Origin of the sequence: Halobellus rarus, assembly GCF_024494595.1 — an archaeon.
In the GTDB taxonomy this organism is placed as follows: domain Archaea; phylum Halobacteriota; class Halobacteria; order Halobacteriales; family Haloferacaceae; genus Haloquadratum; species Haloquadratum rarum.
In genome coordinates this window covers 180,331-199,278 of record NZ_JANHDI010000009.1, presented here as the reverse complement: position 1 = coordinate 199,278, position 18,948 = coordinate 180,331, and the positions used below count along the sequence as shown (strand labels likewise).

16 protein-coding genes and 2 pseudogenes are annotated in these 18,948 nt (G+C 62.7%); 6 read left to right on the top strand and 12 right to left on the bottom strand.

The genetic code is table 11. The features are described from left to right. Positions 1-47 precede the first annotated feature (47 nt). The 4 genes from NO876_RS12030 to mftA are packed head-to-tail and all read right to left on the bottom strand — an operon-like array spanning position 48 to position 3,762. Entirely contained in the window at positions 48-2,420 is a 2,373-nt protein-coding gene (locus tag NO876_RS12030; protein ID WP_256421913.1) for an FkbM family methyltransferase, read from the bottom strand. A gap of 29 nt (positions 2,421-2,449) precedes the next feature. Next, positions 2,450-3,409 (bottom strand): mycofactocin radical SAM maturase, encoded by a 960-nt coding sequence (gene mftC, locus NO876_RS12025; protein ID WP_256421912.1) that lies wholly within the window; start codon positions 3,407-3,409, stop codon positions 2,450-2,452. Continuing rightward, entirely contained in the window at positions 3,399-3,641 is a 243-nt protein-coding gene (gene mftB2, locus NO876_RS12020; RefSeq protein ID WP_256421911.1) for a mycofactocin biosynthesis chaperone MftB2, read from the bottom strand. Before mftB2 ends, mftC begins: the two co-directional genes overlap by 11 nt. Position 3,642: 1 nt before the next feature. Continuing rightward, positions 3,643-3,762, bottom strand: a complete 120-nt coding sequence (gene mftA, locus NO876_RS12015; protein ID WP_256421910.1) for a mycofactocin precursor MftA — start codon at positions 3,760-3,762, stop codon at positions 3,643-3,645. 129 nt (positions 3,763-3,891) lie between these two features. Here mftA and NO876_RS12010 point away from each other — a divergent pair, with 129 nt between their 5' ends. The 5 genes and pseudogenes from NO876_RS12010 to NO876_RS18140 all read left to right on the top strand — a co-directional run. Continuing rightward, positions 3,892-4,662, top strand: coding sequence for a creatininase family protein (locus tag NO876_RS12010; protein WP_256421909.1), 771 nt, complete (start codon positions 3,892-3,894; stop codon positions 4,660-4,662). A 358-nt stretch (positions 4,663-5,020) separates the two neighbouring features. Continuing rightward, positions 5,021-6,463: an amidase gene (locus NO876_RS12005; RefSeq protein WP_256421908.1), complete on the top strand. Its 1,443-nt coding sequence runs from the start codon at positions 5,021-5,023 to the stop codon at positions 6,461-6,463. 121 nt (positions 6,464-6,584) lie between these two features. Next, positions 6,585-6,866 (top strand): YgaP family membrane protein, encoded by a 282-nt coding sequence (locus tag NO876_RS12000; protein ID WP_256421907.1) that lies wholly within the window; start codon positions 6,585-6,587, stop codon positions 6,864-6,866. Between the two features lie 103 nt (positions 6,867-6,969). Then, positions 6,970-7,246, top strand: a pseudogene (locus NO876_RS11995) (DUF8160 family protein); the annotation flags it as partial. A 3-nt stretch (positions 7,247-7,249) separates the two neighbouring features. Beyond that, a pseudogene (locus NO876_RS18140) lies at positions 7,250-7,439 on the top strand (hypothetical protein); the annotation flags it as partial. 176 nt (positions 7,440-7,615) lie between these two features. On the opposite strand, the gene NO876_RS11990 reads toward NO876_RS18140, so the two are convergent. Genes NO876_RS11990 through NO876_RS11965 form a run of 6 tightly spaced genes read right to left on the bottom strand, consistent with a single transcriptional unit; the run spans position 7,616 to position 14,627 of the window. Further along, entirely contained in the window at positions 7,616-8,938 is a 1,323-nt protein-coding gene (locus NO876_RS11990) for a class II aldolase/adducin family protein (protein ID WP_256421906.1), read from the bottom strand. Between the two features lie 51 nt (positions 8,939-8,989). After that, positions 8,990-10,180 carry an ABC transporter ATP-binding protein gene (locus tag NO876_RS11985; RefSeq protein ID WP_256421905.1) on the bottom strand — a complete coding sequence of 397 codons (1,191 nt, stop codon included), beginning with the start codon at positions 10,178-10,180 and terminating at the stop codon, positions 8,990-8,992. Continuing rightward, positions 10,180-11,253, bottom strand: coding sequence for a 2-hydroxyacid dehydrogenase (locus NO876_RS11980; RefSeq protein ID WP_256421904.1), 1,074 nt, complete (start codon positions 11,251-11,253; stop codon positions 10,180-10,182). The genes NO876_RS11985 and NO876_RS11980 overlap by 1 nt, the downstream gene beginning before the upstream one ends. A 29-nt stretch (positions 11,254-11,282) precedes the next feature. After that, positions 11,283-12,164: a carbohydrate ABC transporter permease gene (locus NO876_RS11975; protein WP_256421903.1), complete on the bottom strand. Its 882-nt coding sequence runs from the start codon at positions 12,162-12,164 to the stop codon at positions 11,283-11,285. Beyond that, on the bottom strand, positions 12,161-13,096 hold the full coding sequence (locus NO876_RS11970) for a carbohydrate ABC transporter permease (protein ID WP_256421902.1): 936 nt from the start codon (positions 13,094-13,096) through the stop codon (positions 12,161-12,163). Before NO876_RS11970 ends, NO876_RS11975 begins: the two co-directional genes overlap by 4 nt. A gap of 43 nt (positions 13,097-13,139) precedes the next feature. Further along, complete coding sequence (locus NO876_RS11965) at positions 13,140-14,627, bottom strand: ABC transporter substrate-binding protein (RefSeq protein ID WP_256421901.1); 1,488 nt, start codon at positions 14,625-14,627, stop codon at positions 13,140-13,142. Between the two features lie 283 nt (positions 14,628-14,910). Between NO876_RS11965 and NO876_RS11960 the strand changes: the two genes are divergently transcribed. After that, a complete protein-coding gene (locus NO876_RS11960) occupies positions 14,911-15,663 on the top strand; it encodes an IclR family transcriptional regulator (protein WP_256421900.1) in 753 nt (250 codons plus the stop codon). 440 nt (positions 15,664-16,103) lie between these two features. Here NO876_RS11960 and dgoD read toward each other — a convergent pair whose 3' ends face one another. After that, positions 16,104-17,255, bottom strand: a complete 1,152-nt coding sequence (dgoD, locus tag NO876_RS11955) for a galactonate dehydratase (protein ID WP_256421899.1) — start codon at positions 17,253-17,255, stop codon at positions 16,104-16,106. Positions 17,256-17,348: 93 nt separating this feature from the next. Continuing rightward, positions 17,349-18,878 (bottom strand): FGGY-family carbohydrate kinase, encoded by a 1,530-nt coding sequence (locus tag NO876_RS11950; protein ID WP_256421898.1) that lies wholly within the window; start codon positions 18,876-18,878, stop codon positions 17,349-17,351. Positions 18,879-18,948 lie beyond the last annotated feature (70 nt).

The following is an 18,948-nucleotide window of genomic DNA, read 5'->3' as shown; positions in this document are numbered from 1 at the left end:
GCAACTGAGTACTCGCCCAATCGAACGGCGGCGTGCGATCGAGTAAGTCAAAACGTACAACCGCTACCACAGTCTCCGCCTCGCTCGGCTCTAATCGCGGCTCTGCCGTCCTGGAACTCACGGACCGTGCTCACGTCGAAGCCGTGCTCGGCCAGCGTCGTTCGGACCGACTCCCGACGGTTCTGACTCCCCTCGGGGACGTCGGAGTGGACCTCACAGTATACGAGCCGACACGCCGGGTTCGCGAGCGTCCGCTGGAGTCCCCCGAGGACGTCGACCTCCGCGCCCTCGACGTCGATCTTGACGACTGTCGGCTGGGGGATCTCGCCGGACTCTACCAACGAATCGCCCGTCACGACATCCGTTGCGACGCCACTTTCATCCCCTCCGTCGCCATCGACCGAGACAGCCTCGTCCACTACCCCCGGCTGGTCGACCAGCGCGTGCGTGCCGATGCCCGGATCAGCATCGGCGTCGGCATCGGTCGAGTCATCTCGGAGGATCCCCTCGCCGTTGGCCGCTCCGAACGCGGCCCTGACGATCCGGGCGTCGACGTCGTTCGCATCGAGGTTCTCCGCGAGCCGAGCCACATTCCGCGGATGCGGTTCGACGGCCGCGATCGGTCTCCCGCCGTCACCCGTGTCCGCATACCCCTCGAGCGCGCGGCCGACAGGACAGCTGTACTGGCCGACGTTCGCTCCGACGTCGAGGAACCTGTCGTCGGGGCGCAACCGATCGAGCAGGTCGGTGACGATCGAGCGCTCGCTGCCCAGACTCCCGTCTTCGAACCACCAGCGTTCGGCCGGCGTTTCGACGCGGAACCGCGTGGTGACGCCGCCGACGTGGACGCTTCGGACGTCCGTCCTCTCGTGGCGCGGCGTCAGGCCGGCGAGCAAACTTGCGCCGTGTCCGACGAGCTCGAACCGCGCGTCGGGCCTGAGGTGCGCCACCGTCCAGTGCGCGAGGGCGCCGCGATAGGCACCGACCTGGTAGCCGAGGTGGTCGGCGAGGTAGTAGACCGCGTAGCCGGCGACCGAGACGTCGGGGTCGTGAACCCGGTACTCCACCGCTATCGGCAGCGTCGTCACCGCGACGATCCCGACGAGGACCCCTCCCGCGAGCGCTGGCGCACCGCCGATACACGCGAGAATGCCCGCGAGCGCGAGCGGTCCGGCGTAGTACCGCAGTACCTCCCGCGAGATCTCGTAGGCCGAAGACAGGCGTTCTCGGGCCCAGCTACGGACTAGATCTCCGCGAGAGATATCCGGCAGCTGGCGTTCGCGGTTCCGGATTCGAACACCGTCGACAGTCACCGCGAGACCACCGACCAGCGCCGCGCCGCCGCCGGTGACGCCCGCGACGATCCCGGAAGAAGCCATCGCGAGAGCCGCGAGGACGACAACGAGCAGGCCAGCGACTGGCACGCCGACACGATCAGCCTGGTCGCGTCCGTACGCCCGTGCGAGCAGCGCCTCCGACGCCGCGTAGGTCGCCCGTCGGCCCGCAAACTGTCGACCCGACCGGTACGCGTGCTCGACGACGCCCCGCGGCGAGTAGACGACGTCGAAGCCGGCCGCGACCGCGTTCCAGCAGACCTCGACGTCTTCGGCGACGTTGCGCTCGGGGAACGGCACCGCCTCGAAGACCGCGCGTGTCCCGACGAGGTTCGCGGTCGGGAGGTACGGCGTCCCCCCGCCCGGGTCGACGCGGGCCGCGTGTGCGCCCATATCCAGCGAGGAGTTGACCGCCTCGTACGCGCTCGCCGTCGTGCCGCCGGCCGGCCGGACGCGCCCGCCGATGAGGTCGTGGCCGGCCAGACACGGCACGAGGTCCGCGAGCCACTCCGGTCGCGGCCGGCAGTCGGCGTCGGTGAACGCGATCACATCGCGGGCCGCCGCCGCGACGCCCCGGTTTCTGGAGGCGCCGATCCCGATCGGCTCCTCCGCGCTCCCGACCTCGACGAGACGTAGTCGCCCCTCCTCAGTGAGTTGGTGGTCGGTTGCGGCTTCGACCGTCCCGTCCGTCGATCCGTCGTCGACTACAACCACCTCGTAGCTCGGATACGACAGGTCCGCAAGCGCGTCGAGGCAGCCTTCGAGGTTCTCGCGGTCGTTCCGTACCGTGACCACGATCGACACCGGCGGCCGATACGCGGGGTCGCGTGCCGGCCGCCACTCCAAGAAGTCCCGATCGGCGAGGCGTCCAAACAGGGACTCGACCGTCTCGGTATCGTAGCCCGTCTCGGAAGCGATCTCTGCCGGCGTGTGAAACATATCGTCGTCGAGTTCACAGAGCAGCGAGACGGCGGCGTCGTTGAGCCGGGTAGCGGCCACTGGACGCCGAGAAAAGACGACGCCGTCGACGACCGAGACGGTGTCGCGGCGACGGTACTCGCCGGCCGTACTGGCGGGTCGGTCCACAGGGGAGGTGGCGGGGGTCGCCACGGGACTCAGTCGCCCGAGAGGATGGCCCGCAACTGGGGGTCTTCGCCGTTCGGATCCGAACTCCCCATCGCGACCGCGGGGCAGCCCTCGTGATCGTCGATCTGGTTGCGGAGATTCGCGATCTCGTTCCACGCGGCCTGGAAGCCATCCTCGACGACGTTGCCCGAGGCGAGGTGGTCCCACTGTGTGAACGCGCACGGGAACACGTCGCCCGCCGGGTCGACGAGACAGGTCATCGAGCCCGCGCCGCACTGCTTGAGGGTGTTGTTTCGCACCTCGCCCAGCGCATTCAGGTAGAAGAAGGAGTCGCCCGTCCGCACGTCGGGGTGGTCTTCGATCCACCCGTGGAGGAAGCGGATCTGTTCCTCGGTCAACCGGAACTCGTCCCACGTGTCCTCGCCACGACCGCTGGGGCGGAAGCGGTTCAGCCGCAGGCCGGCGCCGTGGGATTCAGCGAGGTCGTAGATCTCTGGGAGGTCATCGACGTTCTGCCGGGTGACGACGGTGTTGACGGTCGTGCCGATGTCGCGGTCTTCCAGTCGGTCCAGCGCGTCGACGACCTGTTCGTATACGCCTTCGCCACGGATGGCGTCGTTCTCGGCCTGCAAGCCGTCCATACTCACCTGCAGGAACAGCGGATCCATCGCTTCGATGCGATCGAGGGTGGCCTCGTCGAGCTGGGTGCCGTTCGTGCTCACGCAGGTCGAGATGTCCCGCTCGGTGAGATCCGCCAGCAGTTCCAGCATATCGGAACGGACGAACGGCTCGCCGCCGCCGATGTTCACCTGAAACACGTCCATCTCGTCGAGTTCGGCGATGAAGTCGTGGGCCTGCTCGGTCGTGAGCTCGTTCGGCAGTTGGTGACCCGGGCCGCTACCCGAGAGGCAGTGGTCGCAGTGGAGATTACAGCCCAGCGTCACCTCCCACGTGATGGTGACTGGCGCCGACAGGGGCTCACTCGACATCGGCGAGTACCCCCCGTTCGACGAGCGTTTCTACGACCGCCGGCGAGAACTCGCATTCGACGGCCTCCCGGGAGCGCTCGCCGTCGACGAACTCCAGCACGTCGATGACAGTGTCGCTCACCTCGTACATCGATGCATCCTCGTAGCCGTAGTTCTCGTGGTCGTAGACGAGGCCGCCATCCCCCTCCCGGCGAAACTTGACGTGAGGGGGTTTGCATACGGTCGTCGTCATATCAGTAGACGCCACAGATCCCGTCGATCCGGAGTTCCTCCTCGAAGAGGTCCTCCTCGATGTCGGGTTCGTCGGTCGTGGACTGGTCATCGTCGCCGCTGGCTTCGACTGACTGAGACATACAATACCTACCATACAATAGACTACCAAATACGTTTGGATACCCCCTCCCCCCCGTCCCCACAGGACTCGAAGAAAACACATCTCGCTCGGGGGAACAGTGTTATGCCGCCGACCGAACAGTGTCCGTATGGACGGAACCGAGCCCGAACGCGTGACGATGGCCGAGTTGACGTGGCCCGAAGTCGAAGGCGCACTCGAAGACGGGATAGATACCGTTATCCTTCCGCTCGGTGCTACTGAACAACACGGACCGCATCTCCCGCTCGAGACGGACACCCGAATTGCAACTGCAATTGCGAAACGCGTCGCTCACAGGCTCGGAGACGCACTCGTCTCACCCGCCGTACCCGTCGGTCCGTCCGAGGAACATACCGGATTCCCCGGAACCGTATCCATCTCCCCAGACACACTCACGAGCCTGCTTCGGGACCACGTGTCGTCCTTCGAGGCCCAGGGCTTCGAGCGCGTCGTGATTCTCCCCGGCCACGGTGGCTGTTTCCCCGTTATCGACGCCGCCTACCCGGAACTCACACGAACGACGGAGATCGACGTGGTTGCCGTAACCGGGCTCCAGCGGTTCATGAACCTGCTCCAGGAAGGGCTAGCCGCCGCCGGAATCGACGTGGACGAACCTGTCGTTCACGCTGGGGCCAGCGAAACCGCGATGCTCCTAGCCATCGAACCGTCCCTCGTCGTCGACGATTTACCAGAGGGCCACACCGGAACGGTATCCGCAGCGGCCTTATTTACGAGAGGTGTGGAAGTGTACGACAAAAACGGCGTCCTCGGAGACGCACGCCCAGCAACCGCCGCTGCTGGGGAAACGATCCTCGAACACGTGGCTGAGGCTCATACTTCGTACATTCGGGACGAGTTCCGCGAACTCGACATCCGTTGACCTGCTGACGACCCGTTGATCTACGACCTGCTCGGCTCAATGCTCGTGGCGGAACTCATATCCTTGAATCAGATTCGAGAGCGGGATGGGAGATGTCTTCACCGGCCGTGTTTAGTCGATACTGACAGTAATTATTCCACGAGAGCTACGATTCGTGGAGTCAGGGGTAGCTTCGGTCGCTCTGCTTCGGATTCATAGCTCCACGTTGGGCAAAGTATGAACCGTAACCGCAAACCAATCTAACCCGTAAATGGTCGGTTGTAGAAAGATTCTACGCGGAGTAGTACTCTGACACTTTATTAAACACTACCACCAGCAGGGAATACAGTTAATACTCTGACACGAGTAGACTAATGAGATGTCCAACGAACGCTCCGATCGAGCTATTCGACGTACGGCAGACACCTACGGCTTTACTCTCAACGACGAGGCTGTCGAGAGTTACGCGACGGAACTCGACGCGACGGCAGAGGTGCTCGGAACGCTTGGAGCCACCGATCCCTCCGACGAACCAGCGACAGCACTGAGTGAGGGGGACGACGCCCACAACGCTCTCCGGTACACCTTCTCACTTTCCGACGGTGAAACAGGGGGCGGACCGCTCTCGGGTTGCCGGCTCGGCGTGAAGGACAACTTCGCTGTCGCCGGCGTTCCGATGACCTGCGGGTCGGCGGCGCTGTCGTATACGCCCGAGTACCACGCGACGGTCGTCCGGCGCCTCCTCGACGCCGGCGGTGACGTCCGCGCGACGACGAATATGGACGAGTTCGCATTCTTCACGACGGGTGAGACCTGCGCGCACGGTGCTATCGAGAACCCCGCAGCCGATGGCGCAGTGCCAGGTGGATCCTCGAGTGGCAGCGGGGCGGCTATCGCTGCGGGACGCCTCGACGCTGCGCTCGGCAGCGACACGGGGGGGAGTGTCCGTATCCCAGCGTCGTACTGCGGCGTCGTCGGATTGAAACCTACTCACCGGTCCGTTCCCAGGTTCGGGTTCGTCGATCTCGCCCCGTCGCTCGATCACGTCGGCGTCTTGGCGGAGTCGGTCGCTCTCGCAGCGGACGTGTTCGAGGTGGTCGCTGGCCCGGACGGGCGTGATCCCTCAACGATTGGGATGCCAACACCGGACGTAACCCTCCCCGACGCTGTCGACGGCGATCGAGTAGGTGTCGTCGAGGAAGCAATGGATGGTGCCGACAAGGACGTCCGGGAACAGGTTGACGCTGCCGTCGAGGGGTTCGAAGAGGCTGGCGTGGCCGTCAACCGTGTCTCGCTGCCGACGTTCGAGGCCATACCCCTGGCGCTCTTGGCGACCACTAAGATCGAGTTTGCTCGGCTCTTCGCTGACAACGGTCTGGTTTTCGGGACTGGGACAGGATACAGCGAGGGCCTCCGGGCAGCGCTGGCAACTCTCGACCTCGACCAGCTCGGCGACACCGTCGCTGACCAACTCGTCGTAGGTGGTGGCCTCCTCGAAACCGCGGCTGGACGCCACTACGTGGCCGCCCAGCGCGTCCGTGAGACGTTCACCCGGGAGGTCGACGAAGCGCTCGGAGCGTACGATGCACTCGTGCTGCCGACGACGCCGACGACGGCACCACCGTTCGGGACTGTGACCAATCAAGCGGCGTTCGTCCAGACAATCTCACACACAGCCCCGTTCAACCTCACGGGGCACCCAGCGCTATCCGTTCCGTGCGGGACGGCAGACGACAAGCCGGTCGGTTGCCAGGTCGTGACCGCCCGACACGACGAGTCGACCGCGCTCGCACTCGGGTCAGTAGCTGAGCGGTCGTTGTAGTGGTTCCACCCCCGCACCGTTTGTATGCACTCCAGTACGCCACAGGACATATCAGCGGTTGAATATTTCGGCACGGCCAGATATGGTTATATCCTCAGAGCGCCAATAGCGTGTGATCAATATGGAAAAGAATGTCGGGGGTTACGATCGCACAGTTCGCCTCGTACTCGGTCCAGTCCTTGGTATCATCTCACTGGCTGCTCTTGCTGGGTACGTCAGCCTTGGGTTCGGTCCGCTCTCAACAGGAGCCGTTGCCGCCCTGTTCGGTCTGGTCAGCCTTGTGCTCATCATTACCGGGGCCACCCAACAGTGTGTCCTCAACCGCGTGATCGGTCTCAATACCTACCGGCCCGAGCGCTCGACTGAAACCGAAGAGACTGTCCAGTCGCGAAAGTCTGTGTGATACCAAGGCCTCCAGTTCGAGGCCTCGAATTTTTCGACCGTCGACGTGGTAGAGAGGCAGGGCTTCGTCAACTACGGTACTTCGGTAAAACCCACCAGCGGAGGTGGAAGCACAAGACGACTGGGGAAGCGCGTCTGGAATCGAAGGCGACTACGAGGTCGACGATGAGAGAACGACCGAGGTGATCGAAACGACCGAAACTAGTTCATCGACTGGAACACAGATAACGAGTTCACTGAAAGAAACGAACGAAACGAGCAAAACGAATATCGAGGATGAATGGAAGGGCCGGACCATCTACATCTCGGATGGTACCCCCGACGACTTAGAAGATACGCGAGTCTCAGCCGAAACTCCGGAAAGCGGGTCGTGGCGAGTTCAGCGTCACAGATATCGACGATGCCCGCACGCTGATGCTTCTCAGTGATACGGTCACGAACCAACTATATCAGCCCGGCGAGGCCAATCAGCCGTGAGCAGCCGGCCGGAGAGTGGCTCGTCGACCACGGCGCCGAACCCCGCGAGTTCAACACCTACGGTGCCCGGCGCGGGAATCACGAGATGATGACGCGTCGGTTGTTACTGACGATCGTGACTATTTCGTCACCGCCGGTGGGCGCGGGACGAGCGATCGAGAGGTTATTACCGGGGGCGGTGCGTTTTATTTCAGATAAATATAATTATTTTAATATATGCGGTATAAATATTACTTCTAGTAACTATATATTTGAATGATACTTTCTGATCGATTACCCGCTCTGTCCGTAATCGCTGAATCGATCGAACAGGTGCTCCAGTTCCGCATCGGGCAGGTGGACGGGTTCGCCGATATTGCTTCCCTGATAGTGGATGCGGGCACAGTATTCGACCATTAGCGCGACCTCGAAGGCGGCTTCGGCATCCTCTCCGACAGTGATGACGCCGTGGTTCCCCAAGAGGCAGGCGTTGTGGTCACCGCCTAGCGCTTCGACGGCCGCAGCCCCGAGTTCCTCGCTGCCCGGTTCGGCGTACGGCGTGACCGGGACCTCCTTACCGGCGAAGGCGATGAGGTAGTGCGTGGCCGGAATCGGCTCGTGGAGGCTCGCGAACGTACTCGCGTACGGCGAGTGAGTGTGAACGACCGCACCGACGTCTTCACGCTCGCGCATAATTTTCAGGTGCATCGGCTTCTCGGAGCTTGCCCCCAGCTCGCCGGCGACCTGCTCGCCGTCGATATGAACGAGGGGAACGTCCTCGGGATCGATCTCCTCGTAGGGGACGCCGGAGGGGTTAATCGCGACGCGATCGCCGTTCCGCGTGCTTATGTTGCCACCAGTTCCCTCGGTGAGGCCCTGGGCCAGCATCTCTCGGCCGAGGTCCGCGACCGCCTCCCGTTCAGCTTGGAGGTCGGTCGTCGGCTCTGCGATCGCGGTCTCGGTGTCGCTGCTCTGGCCGTACCCCTCGAAAATCTCGATGAGGTCAGAGATTTCTTCATCCGCGAGGTACTCCGGATCACCGGCGTTCAGCGCCTGATACTGGATTCGAGAAACGTACTCGACCATCAGCGCGACCTCGTATGCTGCCTCGGCGTCCTCGCCGGTGGCGATGACGCCGTGGTTTCCCAGCAGACAGGCGTTGTATTCGTCGCCGAGCGTGTCCAGCGCCGCCTCCGCCAGCTCGGCGGTTCCGTAGGTCTCGTACGGTGCGACAGGAATCTCGTCGCCGACGAAGGCGATGAGATAGTGCGACGGCAGCACCGATTCGTCGAGGCTCGCGAACGTGCTCGCGTACGGCGAGTGGGTGTGGACGACCGCGCCCACGTCGTCGCGCTCGCGGATGATTCCGGCGTGCATCCGGGACTCGCTCGATGGATCGGTATCGCCGGCGACCTGCTCGCCGTCGAGTCCGATCACCGGGACGTCCTCTGGATCGATCTCGTCGTACGGGATCCCAGAGGGACTGATCGCGATCTGATCGCCGTCCCGGACGCTGATGTTGCCGCCGGTGCCTTTGGTGAGCCCCTGCTGGAGCATCCTGCGGCCGAGTTCGCTGACTGTTCGCCGTTTATCGTCTAGTTGTGTGTTGTGTGTCATCCATTGACCCTCGTGTTTGTGTGAAATACGCTCCTATGCGTCTGTATTCGTCTACTGTTTCCCGACCGGGACGGATTCGTCGACTTCCCCGTGGAACGATGCCTCGCTCAGACCCTGTGATTTGAGCGTCTCGCCGGTCTCATCAAACAGGTGGACCACGCTCTCGTCGAACGCGACCGCCACCTGCGTCCCGACTTCGGGTGCGTACGCCGAATCGACGCGGGCGTCCCAGACTTCGTCGGCCCCGTTCACGTCGATCGTGAGGTAGTTGTCGCTGCCCATCGGTTCGACCACCTTGATCGTCGCGTCGAACAGCTCCGCGTTTTCCCACCCTTCGGGGTCCCGAACGACCTGCAGGTCCTCGGGTCGGACGCCGATTCGAATCCGGTCGCCGTGGGTGGCGTCGATCTGGTCGTCGATCTGTTCCGCCAACGGATATTCGGTCCGTTCGTCGGTGCTGACGAGCCTCGCGGTTCCGTGGTCGCTCTGGTAGGTCGCTGAGAGAAAGTTCATCGACGGCGACCCGATGAACCCGGCGACGAACTCGTTGGCCGGGTGGTTGTACACCTCATTCGGCGGGGCCGCCTGCTGGAGCTTCCCGGCGTTCATCACGGCGACGATGTCCCCCATCGTCATCGCTTCCGCCTGATCGTGCGTGACGTAGATCGAGGTGATCTCCAGTTCGTTCTGGAGCTGTGAGATCTCGGTCCGCATCTTGGTCCGGAGCTTCGCGTCCAGGTTCGACAGCGGCTCGTCGAACAGGAACACCTGCGGTTGGCGCACGATAGCGCGGCCTAACGCGACGCGCTGGCGCTGTCCGCCGGACATCTGATCCGGCTTCTCCGAGAGCTGGTCGTCGATGCCCATCATCTCCGCGGTCTCGCGCACCCGTTCGTTGATTTCCTGTTTCGAGAGGTCACTGGAGTACTTCAGCCCGAACGCCATGTTCTGCTGGACGGTCTTGTGCGGGTACAGCGCGTAGTTTTGGAACACCATCGCGATGTCACGCTCCCGAGGCTCCAGCCCGTTGACGACGGTGTCGCCGATGGAGATGGTCCCCTCGGTGATCGTTTCGAGGCCCGCGACCATCCGCAGCGTCGTCGACTTCCCGCAGCCGGAGGGGCCGACGAGGACGAGGAACTCGCCGTCGTCGATCGAGAGGTTCAGGTCCTCGACCGCGACAATCTGTTCGTTTTTGTCCTCGTACACCTTTGTCACGTCGTCGAACGTCACGCCCGCCATCAGTCACGATCCCCGCTGGTCTCGACCGTGAGCACCTCGTCGTTTGCGATGTGCTCCGGCGTACGTTCATTCAGCAGTGCTTCGATGTCGTCCGCCACCATCTTCGAGTGGCGGTCGATGACTTCCTCGGCGGCTCCGGCGAGGTGCGGCGTCGTGACGACAGTCGAGAGTTCGAGTAGTGGGTGGTCGTCGGGCAGCGGCTCCTCGTCGTACACGTCGAGCGCCGCACCGCGGAGCGTGCCCGCTTGAAGTTCAGCGAGGAGCGCATCCTGATCGATGATCGCCCCGCGCGCGGTGTTGATGAAGTACGTCGAGTCGGCCATCAGATCGAACTCCTCGGCACCGAGCAGCCCGCGAGTCGAGTCGGTCACCGGCGTGTGAACCGTGACCACGTCGGCCTCGCGACAGAGTTCGTCGATATCGGCTTTCTCGACGCCCAAATCGGCCATCTGCTCGGCATCGACGTAGGGGTCGAACCCGAGCAGGTCCATCTCGAACCCGGCCGCGCGCTGGGCTACTCGCTTCCCGATCGCGCCGAGGCCGACGATGCCGAGCGTCTTGTTCGCGAGTTCGGGGCCTTTGAGTTCGACGTACGGCGACCCCTTGGCGATGCCCCAGGTCACGTCTTCGCGTTCGCCGCCGGATGCGGAATCCGATTGCGGTTCGCCGGTGTAGCGTCCCGTGTGGAGCAGGTGGTGTGAGTGTGCGATGTGCCGGGTCGCCGCCAGGATGAGCCCGAGCGTGAAGTCCGCGACGCTGACCGCGTTGCGCCCCGGCGCGTATAGCACCGGGATCCCGCGTTCGGTCGCGGCGTTGATGTTCACGTTCGCGTCCGGACCGCCGCGGGTACACGCGATGATCCGGAGGTCCTCGACGCGGTCGAGGACCTCCTCGGAGACGCCCTCGAAGCCGACAATGAGGATTTCGACGCCGTCGAGTCGATCGATGAACTCCTCCGGGGAGAATCGACCGTCGCGCTCCGCGATCGGATGGTACTCGACGTCGAGTCCGATGTCGTTTTCGAGCCGGTACAAGCTGTCGTCGTCCATATTCGCGGTTATCAGTGTCTTCATAGATTCAGTGTCCTCTTGTAGCGTCGTGTTCATTGTTTCACCGCGCCCATCGTGAGTCCCTCGACCAAGTGGTTTCGCAGAGCGAGGCTGATCAGGACAACCGGGAGGACGGTGACTGTGCCGGCGGCGCCGAGCATCCCCCAGTTGATGGAGAGATACCCCATCGATGACTGGATGACGAGCGGTGCCGTTCGCGTGTCGCCACCGGTCAGCACCAGCGCCAGGAGGAAGTTGTTCCAAGAGAAGATGAACGAGATGAACCCCGCGGCGGCGATGCCGGGCATCACCAGCGGCACGACGATCTCTCGGAACGCCTGGATGCGATTGCAGCCGTCGACCATCGCTGACTCCTCTAGCGACTGCGGCAACTCGTCGATGAACCCCTTCACGATCCAGATGATCATCGGGAGCGTGATGAGGAAGTGGACGATCATCAGTCCGAGCAAGCTCCGGTCGAGCCCGACGTCGCTGAAGAAGATGAAGAGCGGCACCATAATCGAGAGCGGCGGGATCATCCGGGTCGAGAGGATCCAGAAGCCGATGTGGTGGCCACCGTACACGTCCATCCGCGAGAGGCTGTACGCCGCTGGAACGCCGATGATGACGCTGATCAGCACTGCCCCGGCCGCGACGACGAAGCTGTTGAACAGATACCGACCGAAGTTCTGCTCGGTGAAGAGCGTCACGTAGTGCTCGAGAACCGGCGTGAAGAACAGGAACCGCGGCGGCCAGTTCATAATGACTTCCTGCGGCTGGATGCTTACCGTCACCATCCAGTAGATGGGAAACAGCATCCAGATGGCGACGATGATACCCGCGCCGTACTTGATCGCGGTCGCGAGCGCTGCCCGCGGGTTCTCGGTCGCGAACGTTACTGCCGAGCCGATGTCTGGAAGATTTCTCGTACTCATTGCATACCCAGCCCCCTGATGATGCCCATCGTAATTGCGATCGTCACGACGAGCAAGATGATGCCGAGCGCGGCCGCCTCGCCGCCCTGGAGGTTGACGAACGCGACCCGGTAGAGGTAGATGTTCAAGATCTCCGTCGCGGTCCCGGGACCGCCGTTCGTCACCAACCAGATGATATCGAAGCTACGGAAGCTCCGCATTAGCCTGAAGACCACTGCGATTCCGATCATATATTTGATCTGCGGCAGCGTGATGTGTCGGAACACCGCAAGCTTGGGAGCTCCGTCGACGCGCGCCGCCTCGTACATCGTCTCGGGGATGGACAACAGCCCCGCGTAGACGATCATCACGATGAGCGGCGTCCACTGCCAGATGTCGATCATAATGACCGTCGCCATCGCGACCGTCGGCGACGACGTCCAGGAGGGTGGTGTCATCCCCAAGAAGTTTATGATCATCCAGTTCACGACGCCGATCTGACCGTTGAGCAGCAGCCGCCACATCAGCCCGGTCGCGATCGGCGTCATCACCATCGGAAGGATGAAGATTGTCCTGAATATCGGCCGCCAGTTGCCGGTGAGTGACCGCAGGTACAGCGCCAAAGCGACGCCGAGGATCAGTTCGAGCGTCACCGAGACGCCGGTGAAGACGACGGTCGCTCTGGCGGATCCGAGGAAACGCTCCGACTCCACGAGCGCCTCGTAGTTGGCGAGGCCGACCCACGTTCGCGTGTCGGCCGCGAGTGGCCACTCGTGAAAGCTCATCCAGATGCCCTGAATGAACGGATAGATCGCGAGGAAGGCCAAGATCGCGACCGAGGGGAGCAGAAACAGCCATTTGAGCGTTCGGTCGGAGATGTCGATCCGGTTCAGCAGTGGCTCCCGAGAGCCGACCCGGTCCAGCCGCGAACGCACGTATTTTGTTCCGAGCATAGTTGTGAGAGGAACCCATCCGGATGCGTTCCCCCTAAGGAGGTTACAGGTACGCCTCCGGGATTTCCTTCGCGTACTCCGTGATCGGCGGAGCCGCGTCGTCGAGCGCCTCGGAGGCACTCTTGCTGTCGGTCACGGCGTTGTTCATCGCGATCGCCGCCTCGGTCATCATATCCATGTTCTGCGGCGTGTGGAGCGGAACCGGCGGCGGATCCGAGGGCACCATCTCCATTCCCTGTCTGTGCGCCTCGTTCCAGGACTCCTTCGGACCCAGCTCTTGGTACTCGTCCTGCTCGAACAGCCAGTTGGATCGAGCGGGACCGTAGACGGCCTGTCCCTCCCACTGCTGGGTGTTCGTGAGTAGCATCATCGGGCGCGAGAGCGCCCACTGCAGGAAGAGCCACGCGGCGTTGGGGTTCTCGGTGTACTCGCTGATCCCGAGCCCCCACTCCCAGGTGCTCGCGAGTTGCGTCCCGTCGGGGCCGGGAAGCGGCGGAAGCCACTCCGTCCGGTCGATCTGTTCCTGCGTCCAGGGGCCGATCGCCGAGGGGGTGTGCAGCGCCATCCCGACGTCCCCGTTACCCATCGCCTGGTTCGAGCGGTACCAATCGAAGTTTCCGATGTCGGCCGGACCGTAATCGCCCATCATCTCCGCGAAGATCTCCAGCGACGCGATCCCCCGATCGGAGTTCAGTGTCGCCTCGCGAGCGTCGTAGTCGATCCACTCGGCGTCGTACGATTTGAACACCGTCGCCCAGTTCGCCGACGACAGCGTCGTCGAGCTCGCACGCGATGCGATCCCCGCGCGGTCGACCTCGTCGGATTCGTGGATTGCCTGTGCGAGGTCACGGAGTTCCGGGTAGCTGGACGGCGGCTCCATACCGACCGCCTCCACGGACGGCACGTCGTACGCCACTGCACCGTACGCCTCGACACCGAACGGTAGCGAGATCAGATCGCCGTCGCCGTACGTGAACGCGTTCAGCGCCGATTCGGGCCAATCTCCCGTCGCGAGCCAGTCCTGATCGGTCAGGCTCGAATCGTTGATGTACTGGTTGAGATCCTTGACCCAGCCCGCGTTGTGGTAGCGGGCGCTGGGCCACAGCCCGAGGAAGAAGCCGTCGAAGACGCCACTCTCGTTGTTGAGGTCGAGCGTGAGCTTCTGCCAGAGCTGGTCCTCAGGGAAGGTGTTGTACGTGACTGAGATCCCCGTCAGTTCCTCGAAGTACGGAAGCAGCGGTTCGGTGACCGAGGTGAACGGGTGAACGTTCATCCCGAAGATAAGCGACGTGCCCTCGAACTGCTGCCAGTCGATCCCCGACTCCCGGGCGTATTCGTTGATTCGTTGCCCCCACTCCTCGACAGCTTCCGACTGCGACGGGAGGCCGCTGTCGCCGCTATCGCCGCCACCGCCGTCGCCGCCGGAATCACCGCCCCCTCCACTGTCCGTATTCGTCGACGTCGACCCGCCGCCTCTGCCACCACAGCCGGCAAGCCCGGCCGCAGCGGAGACGCCGAGTGCCTGAAGCATTCTACGACGCGAAACTCGATTGCGATTGTTGTCTGCCATATGTTCGACTCCTAAACAGGAATCTTGTCCCCGCCGATCGACCTCGAAGTCGCAGCGGTGCCTGTTCCTGCCTCGTCACCACCCGATGTAAGCAACCATAATAAATATTGTCCCAAAATAGGGGTGCGATTCCGAATTGGAACTAACCGACTGGTAGCGACCGTCTGAGCCGTGAAACAACGCTGTTTCTCGATTGTTCGACGATTCCGAACAATTATGAGGGTTGGGAACAAGACACAGACATATGAACGAGGACCCGCCAGTCAAGGCGACAGCTACCAGTGCGCGCGTCATCGACGCGTTGCTCGAACTGGAGGGAGCGACAGTCACGGAGCTCAACGAACACCTCTCGCTGTCGAAGAGTTCGGTCCACAACCACCTCCAGACGCTCGTAGACCTCGGATACGTCGACCGGAGCGGATGGAAGTACCACGCGAGTCTCAGATTCCTCGAGGTGGGAACGACCGTCCGGCATCGGTACCGGATCTACCAAGCCGGGGCCGAGGAGGTTCGCGCACTCGCGAGTGCAGGATTCGCCGCAAACCTTGTCGTGGCACAGGACAGAGCGGCTGTCTGTATCGAGACCGCCACGCACAGTGATAGGGAGCGGATCGTCGAGATCGGCGATCGCCTCCCGCTACACTGTTCTGCGGGTGGAAAAGCGATGTTGGCAGCGATGGACCGCGAGGAACGCACGGCGGTCTTAGACGACGTCTCGCTGGGCTACTATACCGAAAGCACGCTGACCGACAGATCGGAGCTGTTGAGCCACCTCGACGAGGTTCAGAGCCGGGGACTCGCGCTGAACAGAGAGGAGTGGCGCGACGGTGTCAGGGGTATCGCCTCGGCAGTCACCGACTCCGACGACACGTTGCTCGGCGCTGTCTGCGTGACTGGCAGCGACGAACACCTCTCGGGCAAGACCCTCCAGCAGGACGCGTCGGGACTCGTTCTCAGTTCAGCAAACCGGATTCGACGACGAATACGGCAGGAGTAACCTGGTCTCGTTACCTCTTCGATCTCGGTTATTCACTAATTCAGAATTTTTCGAGAGCCTCCCGTTGGGACAATATCAATGCGATCATAATTAATGATATATCTGGCCGTGAGGAACTCTTATTTTTCGGAATGAGTGAATAATTTTCTAGTGTCATCGATCGAAGTGCCAAAGTCGAGTACGACAGCGCACACGAGAGAAGTAGACAATAACGAATGTACGTCCGTTAGCACTTGGGTGAATAGCTCTCCCAGAAAGGGGGTTTGAGGAAACAAACCTCTCCCATTTCAACGGAAAACAACGTGTATTAGATTCACACGGGGATAATCGAGAGAAAGAGTCGACCGGCTTGTCCAGTTTGCGTGTGAGTCACATAAATATAACAATTATTCAGTGGTAGTGAATGATTGTGACTGATATCACCGAAATGTTCGTTCGAGCTACCACTCGGCGACGCTACCGTCGTGGTGGTACCAGATCGGGTTCTGCCAGTCGAGTCCGGTTTGGGACCGTTCTCGGACTGCCTCTTCGTCGATTTCGAGGCCCAACCCCGGTGCATCCGGGGCCGTCACGTACCCGTTCTCGAAGCTGAAGATATCCGGATCGTCGAGGTACGCGAGATGCTCGTTTTCGTACGGTGTGTGGATGTCAAGATTCTGCGCCTGGGCGATGGCGTTGTGAATCGACATATCGAGCTGGACGCAGGTCGCGAACGCAATCGGTCCCAGCGGACAGTGGAGCGCGACCTGGATGTCTGCCGCTTCGGCCGCGCTGGCGATCTTTTTCGTCTCCGAGATGCCCCCGGCGTGTGAGGGATCCGGCTGGACGATATCCACGAGCCCCTCGTCGATAGTTCGTTTGAACTCCCAGCGGGAGTACATCCGTTCGCCCGACGCCAGCGGCGTCTTGCTGTGGGCGGCAACGTCGGGGAGCGCGTCGAAGTGTTCGGGCAGCAACGGCTCCTCGTAGAACATCGCGTCGTACTCGTCCATCTCGGCCGCAGTCCACTTGGCCATCCCTTTCGTGACTCGACCGCGGAAGTCGACTGCGATGTCGATGTCGTCACCGACGGCGTCGCGCACGGCGGCGACGCGCTCGCAGGCCTTCGAGACCGTCGCGGGGGAATCGATCCGCCGGAACTGGCCGATCGGCGCCATCTTGAGCGTGTTATATCCGTTTTCGACCGCCGTGACCGCCGCATCCGCCAGCGCGGCGGGGGTGTCCCCGCCGATCCACTGGTAGACCTCGATCCTATCGCGAGAACGTCCGCCGATCAGATCGTAGATCGGTGCGCCGTAGTGTTTCCCCTTGATATCCCACAGCGCTTGGTCGATTCCCGCGATCGAACTCATCAGAATCGGTCCCCCGCGGAAGTGCCGACCGCGATACATCGCCTGCCAGTGCCGTTCGATATCCAGCGGATCCTTGCCGATGAGGTAGTTGTCGATGATCTCAGAGACGGCAGTGACCGTGGTCCGGGCGTGCCCTTCCACGATCGGCTCCCCCCAGCCGACCAGTCCGGTGTCGGTTTCTAGCCGGAGGAAGACCCACCGGGGGGGAACCTCGAACAGTTCGTAGCTGCTGATTTCCATACGGCGTCAACGGTCAGAACCATAATATACATTTGGTCGCCCGAATCCGTGCGCTCCGGCTGCACGCCCCCGACGCCGGCAACGGCGTTGCAGTCACACCTCGTAGGAGAGCCCGGTCTCCTCCCGAAGCCGGTCGGCGGTTCGTGCCCGCCGGTGCCACACAGCCCTCATTTGCTCGTATGTCTCACGGTAGGTCTCGTACCACTCGTCGTAGATTCGGACATACCGGTCGCGCGGTTCCCACACCTGCTCGTACGTCGTCGTCTCCCGAACGGTCGACGCCAGATCATCGATCTCGCCGGCCCCGACGCCGGCCAGGAGCGCGACGCCCCGGGCGCCGAACTCATCCCCGGTCGGCACGGCGATCTCCGCATCGATGCAGTCCGCAAACAGCTGACACCACAGGTCCGATCGCGCGCCGCCGCCACTCATCCTAATCCGATCAGCCTCGGTCTCGATGTGCTCGTAGCAGTCCCGCATCGCGAGTGCGACTCCCTCGTAGACGGCTCGGAGCACGTCCGCTCGGCTGTGGTTCGGTGAAAGGCCAACGAACTGCCCACGAGCGTCCGAATCGTTGAATGGACTCCGCTCGCCCGATGCGCTCAGGTACGGATGATACAGGATCCCTTTGGCCGTCGCAGGGACATCTTTCGCGGCGCGCTCGGCGTCCCCGAAGTCCCAATCCGGCGTCAGTTCCGACAGCGCCCAATCGAGGTTCGGGGTCCCCGCCATCGACGCCATCGCCCGACAGTAGAGGCCGTCAGACAGCGCCAGCGTGAATCCGTGGCCCGTCAGCTCCACCGGAACCGACGAGAGAAACGTCTGGTTGAGCGATGTGGTCCCGACCACCGAGGAACTGTCCCCGGGCTCGACCGCACCGCAGCCGATCGCACTCGCCGCGATGTCGATCAACCCGGAGATGACGGGAGTTCCAGCCGGGAGTCCCGTCCGGTCGGCCGCAACATCGGATACGGTTCCGATGACTTCGCTGCCGGGTGCCAGTGGAGGGAGCATATCAGCCAATCCGGGAACGTCGACGAGGTCCGGGATCTCCGAGGAGTACTCGAACTGATCGATGTCGAGGAACGGGAGCGACGCGTCGCTGTAGTCCATCACGCGTTCGCCCGTACACCGGTATTTGATCCAGTCCTTGCAGAACAACACCGTGTCGGCGTCGGCGATCGTCCCCGGTTCGTTGTCCGCGAGCCACTGGAGGATGGGCAGCGCGGCCCCCGCAAACAGGTCGCTGCCGGTGATCTGGCGGATCCGATCGGCCGTGCCGTCGTCCTTCCAGTCGTTGAGATATCCCGCTGCTCGGCCGTCAGACCAGAGGATGGCGTTCCTGACCGGATCGCCGTCGTCGTCGAGCAGCCAGCAGCCGTCGCCCTGCGCAGTCACGCCCAGTGCGACCACCTCGGCGTCGTCGAGAGACTCGACCACGTCACGGATCGTCGCGGCGGTCCGGTCCCAGGTCGCCGACATATCCTGTTCGACCCAGCCGTCCTGCGGCGTTGCGAGCGGTGTTTCGCGCGTCGCCTGCGTGACTTCCTCACCGTCGAGAGTGAACGCCGCGGTCTTGATGTTCGTGGTGCCCGCGTCGACACCTACCAGTACTGGCTCCATTGCCCTACAGTGAGCAGGTATTTGATATAAACTTTCCTTATGGACAGGGGTCGGGCCGACGCTCCCGGAT

Bases quoted from the DNA above. Each gene is read 5' to 3' on its own strand.
- mftC (WP_256421912.1), bottom strand. From the start codon at position 3,409: ATGTCGAGTGAGCCCCTGTCGGCGCCAGTCACCATCACGTGGGAGGTG.
- mftB2 (WP_256421911.1), bottom strand. From the start codon at position 3,641: ATGACGACGACCGTATGCAAACCCCCTCACGTCAAGTTTCGCCGGGAG.
- mftA (WP_256421910.1), bottom strand. From the start codon at position 3,762: ATGTCTCAGTCAGTCGAAGCCAGCGGCGACGATGACCAGTCCACGACC.
- NO876_RS12010 (WP_256421909.1), top strand. From the start codon at position 3,892: ATGGACGGAACCGAGCCCGAACGCGTGACGATGGCCGAGTTGACGTGG.
- NO876_RS12005 (WP_256421908.1), top strand. From the start codon at position 5,021: ATGTCCAACGAACGCTCCGATCGAGCTATTCGACGTACGGCAGACACC.
- NO876_RS12000 (WP_256421907.1), top strand. From the start codon at position 6,585: ATGGAAAAGAATGTCGGGGGTTACGATCGCACAGTTCGCCTCGTACTC.
- NO876_RS11990 (WP_256421906.1), bottom strand. From the start codon at position 8,938: ATGACACACAACACACAACTAGACGATAAACGGCGAACAGTCAGCGAA.
- NO876_RS11985 (WP_256421905.1), bottom strand. From the start codon at position 10,180: ATGGCGGGCGTGACGTTCGACGACGTGACAAAGGTGTACGAGGACAAA.
- NO876_RS11980 (WP_256421904.1), bottom strand. From the start codon at position 11,253: ATGAAGACACTGATAACCGCGAATATGGACGACGACAGCTTGTACCGG.
- NO876_RS11975 (WP_256421903.1), bottom strand. From the start codon at position 12,164: ATGAGTACGAGAAATCTTCCAGACATCGGCTCGGCAGTAACGTTCGCG.
- NO876_RS11970 (WP_256421902.1), bottom strand. From the start codon at position 13,096: ATGCTCGGAACAAAATACGTGCGTTCGCGGCTGGACCGGGTCGGCTCT.
- NO876_RS11965 (WP_256421901.1), bottom strand. From the start codon at position 14,627: ATGCTTCAGGCACTCGGCGTCTCCGCTGCGGCCGGGCTTGCCGGCTGT.
- NO876_RS11960 (WP_256421900.1), top strand. From the start codon at position 14,911: ATGAACGAGGACCCGCCAGTCAAGGCGACAGCTACCAGTGCGCGCGTC.
- dgoD (WP_256421899.1), bottom strand. From the start codon at position 17,255: ATGGAAATCAGCAGCTACGAACTGTTCGAGGTTCCCCCCCGGTGGGTC.
- NO876_RS11950 (WP_256421898.1), bottom strand. From the start codon at position 18,878: ATGGAGCCAGTACTGGTAGGTGTCGACGCGGGCACCACGAACATCAAG.